Below are 6,605 nucleotides of genomic sequence, written 5' to 3'. Positions count from 1 at the left end.
CGCCGGCCACCTGTCTGTGTGCGGTCGGTGTCAGCGCACGGCGCCTGCGCCGACCGCATCGGCGACGGAGGAGTAGCCGGCCTCGCGCACCTTCCGGGCCAGCCCCTTGTGGATGCGGCGTGCCCAGAACGGCCCACCGTAGATGAATCCGGTGTAACCCTGCACGAGGGACGCCCCGGCCAGGATCCGGTCCCACGCCTGGTCGACGGTCTCGATGCCGCCGACGGAGATCAGCACCAGGCGATCACCCACCCGCGCGTGCAGGCGGCGGAGGACCTCGAGGGATCGTTCGGCGACCGGAGGTCCCGACAACCCGCCCGCGCCGATCGCCGCCACCGCGTCGTCCGGGGTGTTCAGCCCGTCTCGGCGGATCGTGGTGTTGGTCGCGACGATGCCCGCCAGGCCGAGTTCGAGCGCGAGATCCGCGACCGCGTCGACGTCGTCGTCGGACAGGTCGGGTGCGATCTTCACCAGAACCGGGACGGTCACGCAGTCGAGAACGGCACGCAGGAGAGGTCGGAGAGATTCGACGGCCTGCAGGTCCCGCAGTCCCGGGGTGTTCGGGGAGCTGACGTTGACCACCATGAAATCGGCCAGCGGACCGAGCAGTTGCGCGCTCGCCGTGTAATCGGCCGGGGCGTCCGCGGCGTCGACGATCTTGGTCTTGCCGATGTTCGCGCCGATCGGCACACCGGCCCGACGCTGACGGAGATGATTGGCGGCATTGCCTGCACCGTGATTGTTGAAACCCATCCGGTTGATCAGGGCGCGGTCCGCGGGCAGGCGGAACAGGCGGGGAGTCGGGTTGCCGGGCTGCGCCTGGGCGGTGACGGTGCCCACCTCGGCGAACCCGAAGCCGAGGGGACCCCACGCGTCGACGCCGGTCGCATCCTTGTCGAACCCGGCGGCGAGTCCGAGCGGCGCCGGGAAGTCGAGTCCGAACACGGTGTTCCGCAGTACCGGATCGTCCACGACGAGAACCTTGCCGACGAGCTGGCGCAGCGGCGAGAACCGCGTGACCAGGCGCATCGCGGCGAAGGCCAGGTGATGGATCCGCTCCGGAGGAACGCGGAACATCACCCGTAACAGCAGGTGGTACAAGGAGGTCTCCCTAGATTGCGGGGTCGGGGACATGGTGAGCGGTCTTCCTTCGTTTGAGCAGCACACGGCGGCTTCCGTCGGAGTACAGGCGGACTCGGGACAGCTCCCAGCCACCGAATTCCGCCTGGATGGCCAACCTCATCGAAGCGCTGATGCGGGTGACGTCGGGTGGCAGCCGAAGCGGCACGTACTCGAAGTCCTCGGATTCGATCTCCCACCCGGAGGGGAGTCGACGTGAATGCGATGCCATCTACGAACTCCTCGTCGGGATCTGCTGTAGGCCGTCTCCCGTCGCGGAACCGATCAGGAGGTCACCGTTCACGGTATCCACAGTGACAGAGTTCGGCTGCCGGACGGTGGGATACCGCGCCGTTTCCACGCCGACACCACTCGACAGGTCGAATCCGACCACTTCGTTGGTCTCGGTCAGCGTGACCCACGCGCGGTCGGCGGTGTCGTCGTAGGCGACGGCGTACGGAGCGAGCCCGGCGGGGAACCGCTGACGGAGCATCAGTGTGTCGGTGGTGTAGGCGAGCAGTTCGTCGCCGGTGGTGTCGGTGACGAGGATTCGTCCGTAGTGATCGGTCGTGAGTTGAGTCGCGCCTTCCCCGGCGCGCAGCGCGACACCGAGCGCGGCAGCGGGGACGTCGATGGCGGTGACGGACGTCTGACCACGGTCGAGAGCGGTGAGCGAGTCGCCGACGACGGCAAGTCCGTCGACGGACGTGAGACCGCCGATCACCTGTGACTCGTTCGTCTCGGTGTTCACGATGTGAATCTCGCCATTGCCCAGGCCCATCGCCAGCCGCCCGTCGGGCAGTTGGGCGACCGACCGGACGTCGCCGTCGGCGGGGACGAACGTCACCTCACCCGTCCGCAGGTCCAGGCGTCCTACCTGGGTGTTCATGGCGAGTAGCGCCACACCACCGGGGGCAAGGGAGACCTGGGCGACGGTGTCGTCCAGCGGAATCACCCGCGGAGGCGCCGTGAAATCGCCGGCCGGGAACAGCAGGATCTGGTTGCGTTCGCCTCCCAGCACGACGGTCGTGCGGGTCTCGGGGTCGAATGTGGTGGACTCGATCGGCACGCCGACAGGGTGGACGACACCGGCAGGCGTGGTGTTCTGGGCCGGGGACTGCGCGGCACTCGCGGGCGCGATCGTGATCGCCTGATCCTCGTCGGAGTTCGACGAACAGCCCGTGACCAGTAGAAATGCCACTCCGATACACGAGGCGACGACGCGCGCTCCCGGTCTACCCATGTGCTGCTCCTCGGGGTTCTCTCATCGACCTACACCTGTACAACTGCCCACAAGCATCCCTGATCCGCGAAACGCCCACGAAATGCGGTCGGTGCCGAGCGGGTGCCGAGGCGATACCGTGAGAAACATCGACCCCGCGCCCGGCGGTCTCCCGATCGCCGGCCCAGGTCATCGAGGAGAAGACCGTGGAAATACCCGAAACACCGACGTTCACCGTCGAAGACATCTCGGTAGGACCGCACGCACACGGCTTCGGCCGGACCGCAGAAGGTAACTCCTACGCATTCCGGGTGCGCAAGAGCACGATGCACGTCGAGGTCTACCGCGCCGACGTGGAAACCGAGGTCCCGGCTCCGGACGACATCGTCGCGTCGGCGCGGCGCTCGGTCCGGGAGATCGACCTGACCGATGAACGCAGCATCGTCGCCGTCGTGAGAGATGCCGTGTCCGATCCCGATTCCCACGTGGCAGGGCCGGAGGACGGGATCACCGTCCGTGCGGTCCTCAGCCGTCTCGGGGCGGTCATCGACGGGCTGTGAACCCCGCGGTCTAGCGCCGGTCGCGGCGGGGGAGGACGAGGGTCGCACCGGTCACCGGGTGCTCGATGACCTCGACGGGGTGCCCGTACACCCGGGTCAGCAATTCCTCGGACAGAACGTCGCCGGGCGGGCCGTCGGCGGCGACACGTCCCTGCTCGAGGACCACGATCCGGTCGGCGTATGCGGCGGCGAGCGCGAGGTCGTGGAGGACGACCACCACCGCGGTGCCCTGCTCCGCGCGGGAGCGGGCGAGACGCATCACGGTCTCCTGGTGCCCGAGGTCGAGGGCAGCGGTGGGCTCGTCGAGCAGGATCGTCTCGGTGCGCTGCGCCAGCACCCGCGCCAGGGCCACCCGGGCACGTTCGCCACCCGACAGCGCGGTGAACGGCCGGTCGGCGAATGCCACGACGTCGCAGATCCGCATGGCCTCGGCGATCGCGGCGGCGTCGTCGTCGGAGAGGGGGGTGCGCGCCCACGGTGAGCGGCCCATCGTGATCACCTGACGTGCGGTGAACGAGAATCCGACCGTGTTCTGCTGGGGAAGGACCGCCCGGCGCTGGGCCATCTCGAGCGCCGTCCACTCGCCGAGGTCCCGGTCGTCGAGGTGCACGGTTCCCGTGTGCACGTCCTGATCGCCCGACAGCGCCGCGAGGAGGGTCGACTTGCCTGCCCCGTTGGGGCCGACGAGAACGAGGACCTCGCCGATCCGCACGTCCACGGACACGTCGTCGAGCACGGGCCTGCCCCCGCGGGTGACGGCGATGCCGTCCGCCCGCAGCGTCACGGCCCCCGAGGAGCGCGGCGGGGGCACCGGGTCGGTCCGTCGGAACAGGCTCTGCTCGATGGCCTCGCCGACCCGGGTGCGGAGCGGGTGGAATGCCGGACTCATGCCCACCCGCCCTGACTGGCCCGGGTGCGGCGCAACAACCAGAAGAAGAACGGCCCGCCGACCAGGGCCGTCAGCATCCCGAGCGGAAGGTCCGCGTTCGCCACGAGGGACCGGGCGCCCAGGTCGGCGAGGAGCAGCACGAGCGAGCCGCACAGCGCGCTCGCCGGAATCAGGGCCCGGTGGCCCGGCCCGACGGCGATGCGCATCAGGTGCGGGACCACCAGGCCGACGAACAGGATGATGCCGGTGAAAGCCACGCTGGACGAGACGAGCAGGGCGACGATCAGCACGGCGATCTGACGCAGCCGCTCGACGTCGAGGCCGAGGTGCCGGGCCGCGCTCTCGCCGAGAGACAGCAGGTCGAGTTTCCCGGCGATCATCATCGTGGCGGCGATCCCGGCGACGGTCATCGGCGCCACCACCGCGACGGCGTTCCAGGTGGCCCCGTTGAGGCTGCCCAGTTGCCAGAACACGATCTGATCGCGCGCCGCGGGGGACGCGATGAACGTGAAGAAGGCGATGAGGCCGCCGGCGAACGCGTTGACCGCCACCCCGGTGAGGACGAGGGTGACCACCTCGGTGCGGCCCTCGTGCCGGGCGAGGACGTACACGGCGACGGTGGTGATCAGGCCCGCGACGAATGCGGCCGCGGCCACCGTCCACCCGGCCGCGAACGCGCCGCCGACCACGATGGCGGCGCTGGCGCCGACCGCGGCGCCTGCCGACACCCCGATGACGCCGGGTTCGGCGAGCGGGTTGGCGAACACACCCTGCAGCAGCGCTCCCGCGCATCCGAGCGCCGCCCCGACCAGGATGGCGAGGACCACGCGCGGGAACCGAACCTCCCACAGCGTCACCTCACCACTGGGATGCGCGGGCATCGGCCCGAGATCCAGTCCGATTCGGTGCAGGATGCTGCCGAGAACCTCTCCGGGTCCGGTCGGCACCTGCCCGATGCAGGCCGAGAGGACGGCGGCGACAGCAAGGGCGATCAGCAGACCGCCGAGAACGGCACCGGTTCGAGTGCGTGAGGAAGGCTTACCCGGAGCGTGGAGGTCTTCGACGGTCATGGATTGGCGGTCGGGTAGACGGCGTCGGCCAGCGCGCCGAGAACACGGCCCGTGTTGGGGCCGAAGCTGAGCAGCACCCCGTCCTGCATGTCGACGACGCGCTGGTTCTTGCCCGCCGGAGTCTGCGCCACCCCGGGGATCTTCTCGAGTCCCTCGATGCCGCCGATCGATTCGAGCCCGCCCGTCATCATCAGGAGGACGTCGGGAGCGGCGGCGATCAGAGCCTCGCTGGTGATCGGCGCGAACTGCTGCGTGATGCCCGATGCGGTGCCGGCGTCGACTGCGCCGAGCGCGTCGATCAGCGAGTCGGCGCCCGACCCGGGGCCGCCGATCATGGTGATCGCGGTGCCGCGCAGATAGAGGAACGCGATCTTCAGGGGATCGTCGCCCTGGGGGGCGCGACTCCGGGCGGCGGCGATCTCACTCTCGGTGCGGGCCGCGAGTTCGCGGCCCTGCTCGGGCACGCCGAGCGCATTCGCCACCGCCGTGATCTGATCGGGCACGCCCTCGAGGGTCCGCGTCGGATCGAAGAAGACGACGGGAACACCGGCTGCCCGCAGCTGATCCTGCACGGCCTGCGGTCCGATGCTGGTGTCGGTGAGGATCACCGTCGGCGCCAGGTCGAGGATGGCCTCGGCGTTGAGGGACTGCCCGCCCGGTGTCACCACCGGCACGTCCTGTGCGGCCGGGAACTCGGAGGCGATGTCCCGGCCCACCACGTTGTCGCCGAGTCCGAGTGCGAAGACCGTCTCGGTGAGCGTTCCGTAGCGGTCCGCGGTCACGATCCTGCTCGCGTCCGTGATCGTCACGTCCACCCCGTCGAAACTGCGGACCGTGACGGGCAGCACCGGCGTGGCAGGGGACTCGAGGGGTTCGGGATTCAGGTCGTCGAGGACCGCCGTGCGCGCACCGCCGGTGCCGCCGGCGCTGTCACCGGCGCCGGATGTGCACGCCGTCACCGCTATCGCCGACACGAGAAGCAGGACGAGAACGGCGAACAGCGACCTGTCCGTGCGGGTCCGGAACACCGATCTCATCGTGCGAGGTACCGGTCGATGTCCGCTTCGAGGGCGGCGAACAGGTCGCCGTTGAGCCGGTAGGCGAGGTTGACCTCGTCGATCACCCGCTGCTGGTCCGCCGGAGTCAGGGGCGCGGCGTCGAGTTTCGCGCGGTAGGTGTCCTTGAACACCTTCGGTTTCGGGATCTCGTCGAAGATGTAGAACTGCAGGCCGTCGGTGGTGTACCCGTAGGCGCGTTCGAGCATGCGCCGGATGATCTGCCCGCCGGACAGGTCTCCCATGTACCGGATGTAGTGGTGCGCAACGAAACCGGCGGGCCACTCGTACGCCACCTCGCGGAGCCGCTCCACGTAACGGGTGGTGGCGGGCAGTGCGGCCACCGTCTCGCGCCACGACGGCCCGCGCAGGAACTCGAGATCCGCTTCCAGCGACGGAACCCGCAGCAGTTCGTCGTGGAGAAACGGCGACGCGACGGGGTTGCCGGTGTGGGTGCGCCCGGCGTCCTCGAGTTCGCGGTAGACGAGGTACGTCTGCGCGAGCAGTTCGGCGTAGCCGTCCGAGGTGAGTTCACCGGCGAGGAGGGCCCCGACGAAGCGGGACTGCTCCGTCTCCCGGTGAGCGGCGTCCGTCCCCGCCTTGATGCGCTCGGCGAAGCCGACGGTTCGGCGATCGGCCGCGTCGGCCTCGTTCAGCGTGGTCATGGACTCTCCTGCAGATCTACGGGCG

Annotated in this window: 8 protein-coding genes; 1 reads left to right on the top strand and 7 read right to left on the bottom strand. The window is 69.5% G+C overall.

Going from position 1 to position 6,605, the window contains the following annotated elements; all coding sequences use genetic code 11:
- Nucleotides 1-30: 30 nt before the first annotated feature.
- The 3 genes from ACNJ7E_RS34030 to ACNJ7E_RS34020 are packed head-to-tail and all read right to left on the bottom strand — an operon-like array spanning nt 31 to nt 2,362.
- Nucleotides 31-1,101, bottom strand: a complete 1,071-nt coding sequence (locus ACNJ7E_RS34030; RefSeq protein WP_317570573.1) for a quinone-dependent dihydroorotate dehydrogenase — start codon at nt 1,099-1,101, stop codon at nt 31-33.
- Between the two features lie 10 nt (nt 1,102-1,111).
- On the bottom strand, nt 1,112-1,351 hold the full coding sequence (locus tag ACNJ7E_RS34025; protein ID WP_005243088.1) for a DUF5703 family protein: 240 nt from the start codon (nt 1,349-1,351) through the stop codon (nt 1,112-1,114).
- Nucleotides 1,352-2,362 carry an NHL repeat-containing protein gene (locus ACNJ7E_RS34020; protein WP_280780030.1) on the bottom strand — a complete coding sequence of 337 codons (1,011 nt, stop codon included), beginning with the start codon at nt 2,360-2,362 and terminating at the stop codon, nt 1,352-1,354.
- A 185-nt stretch (nt 2,363-2,547) separates the two neighbouring features.
- Between ACNJ7E_RS34020 and ACNJ7E_RS34015 the strand changes: the two genes are divergently transcribed.
- Nucleotides 2,548-2,901: a hypothetical protein gene (locus ACNJ7E_RS34015; protein ID WP_005243085.1), complete on the top strand. Its 354-nt coding sequence runs from the start codon at nt 2,548-2,550 to the stop codon at nt 2,899-2,901.
- A 10-nt stretch (nt 2,902-2,911) separates the two neighbouring features.
- On the opposite strand, the gene ACNJ7E_RS34010 is transcribed toward ACNJ7E_RS34015, so the two are convergent.
- From ACNJ7E_RS34010 to ACNJ7E_RS33995, 4 genes are read right to left on the bottom strand one after another with little or no spacing between them, the layout of a single operon-like run.
- Nucleotides 2,912-3,790 carry a heme ABC transporter ATP-binding protein gene (locus tag ACNJ7E_RS34010; RefSeq protein ID WP_418341962.1) on the bottom strand — a complete coding sequence of 293 codons (879 nt, stop codon included), beginning with the start codon at nt 3,788-3,790 and terminating at the stop codon, nt 2,912-2,914.
- Nucleotides 3,787-4,860, bottom strand: a complete 1,074-nt coding sequence (locus tag ACNJ7E_RS34005) for a FecCD family ABC transporter permease (protein ID WP_418341961.1) — start codon at nt 4,858-4,860, stop codon at nt 3,787-3,789. The genes ACNJ7E_RS34010 and ACNJ7E_RS34005 overlap by 4 nt, the downstream gene beginning before the upstream one ends.
- Nucleotides 4,857-5,897 (bottom strand): heme/hemin ABC transporter substrate-binding protein, encoded by a 1,041-nt coding sequence (locus ACNJ7E_RS34000; protein ID WP_280780033.1) that lies wholly within the window; start codon nt 5,895-5,897, stop codon nt 4,857-4,859. The genes ACNJ7E_RS34005 and ACNJ7E_RS34000 overlap by 4 nt, the downstream gene beginning before the upstream one ends.
- Complete coding sequence (locus ACNJ7E_RS33995; protein ID WP_280780034.1) at nt 5,894-6,580, bottom strand: biliverdin-producing heme oxygenase; 687 nt, start codon at nt 6,578-6,580, stop codon at nt 5,894-5,896. Before ACNJ7E_RS33995 ends, ACNJ7E_RS34000 begins: the two co-directional genes overlap by 4 nt.
- Between the last annotated feature and the right edge of the window lie 25 nt (nt 6,581-6,605).

The sequence above is a fragment of the Rhodococcus mengyinensis genome, assembly GCF_048381435.1.
Lineage (GTDB): Bacteria > Actinomycetota > Actinomycetes > Mycobacteriales > Mycobacteriaceae > Rhodococcus_F > Rhodococcus_F opacus_D.
This window is presented reverse-complemented; position numbering and strand designations above follow the sequence as displayed.

Coding starts and splice junctions, on each gene's coding strand:
- ACNJ7E_RS34025 (WP_005243088.1), bottom strand. CDS start 1,351: ATGGCATCGCATTCACGTCGACTCCCCTCCGGGTGGGAGATCGAATCC.
- ACNJ7E_RS34020 (WP_280780030.1), bottom strand. CDS start 2,362: ATGGGTAGACCGGGAGCGCGCGTCGTCGCCTCGTGTATCGGAGTGGCA.
- ACNJ7E_RS34010 (WP_418341962.1), bottom strand. CDS start 3,790: ATGAGTCCGGCATTCCACCCGCTCCGCACCCGGGTCGGCGAGGCCATC.
- ACNJ7E_RS34005 (WP_418341961.1), bottom strand. CDS start 4,860: ATGACCGTCGAAGACCTCCACGCTCCGGGTAAGCCTTCCTCACGCACT.
- ACNJ7E_RS34000 (WP_280780033.1), bottom strand. CDS start 5,897: ATGAGATCGGTGTTCCGGACCCGCACGGACAGGTCGCTGTTCGCCGTT.
- ACNJ7E_RS33995 (WP_280780034.1), bottom strand. CDS start 6,580: ATGACCACGCTGAACGAGGCCGACGCGGCCGATCGCCGAACCGTCGGC.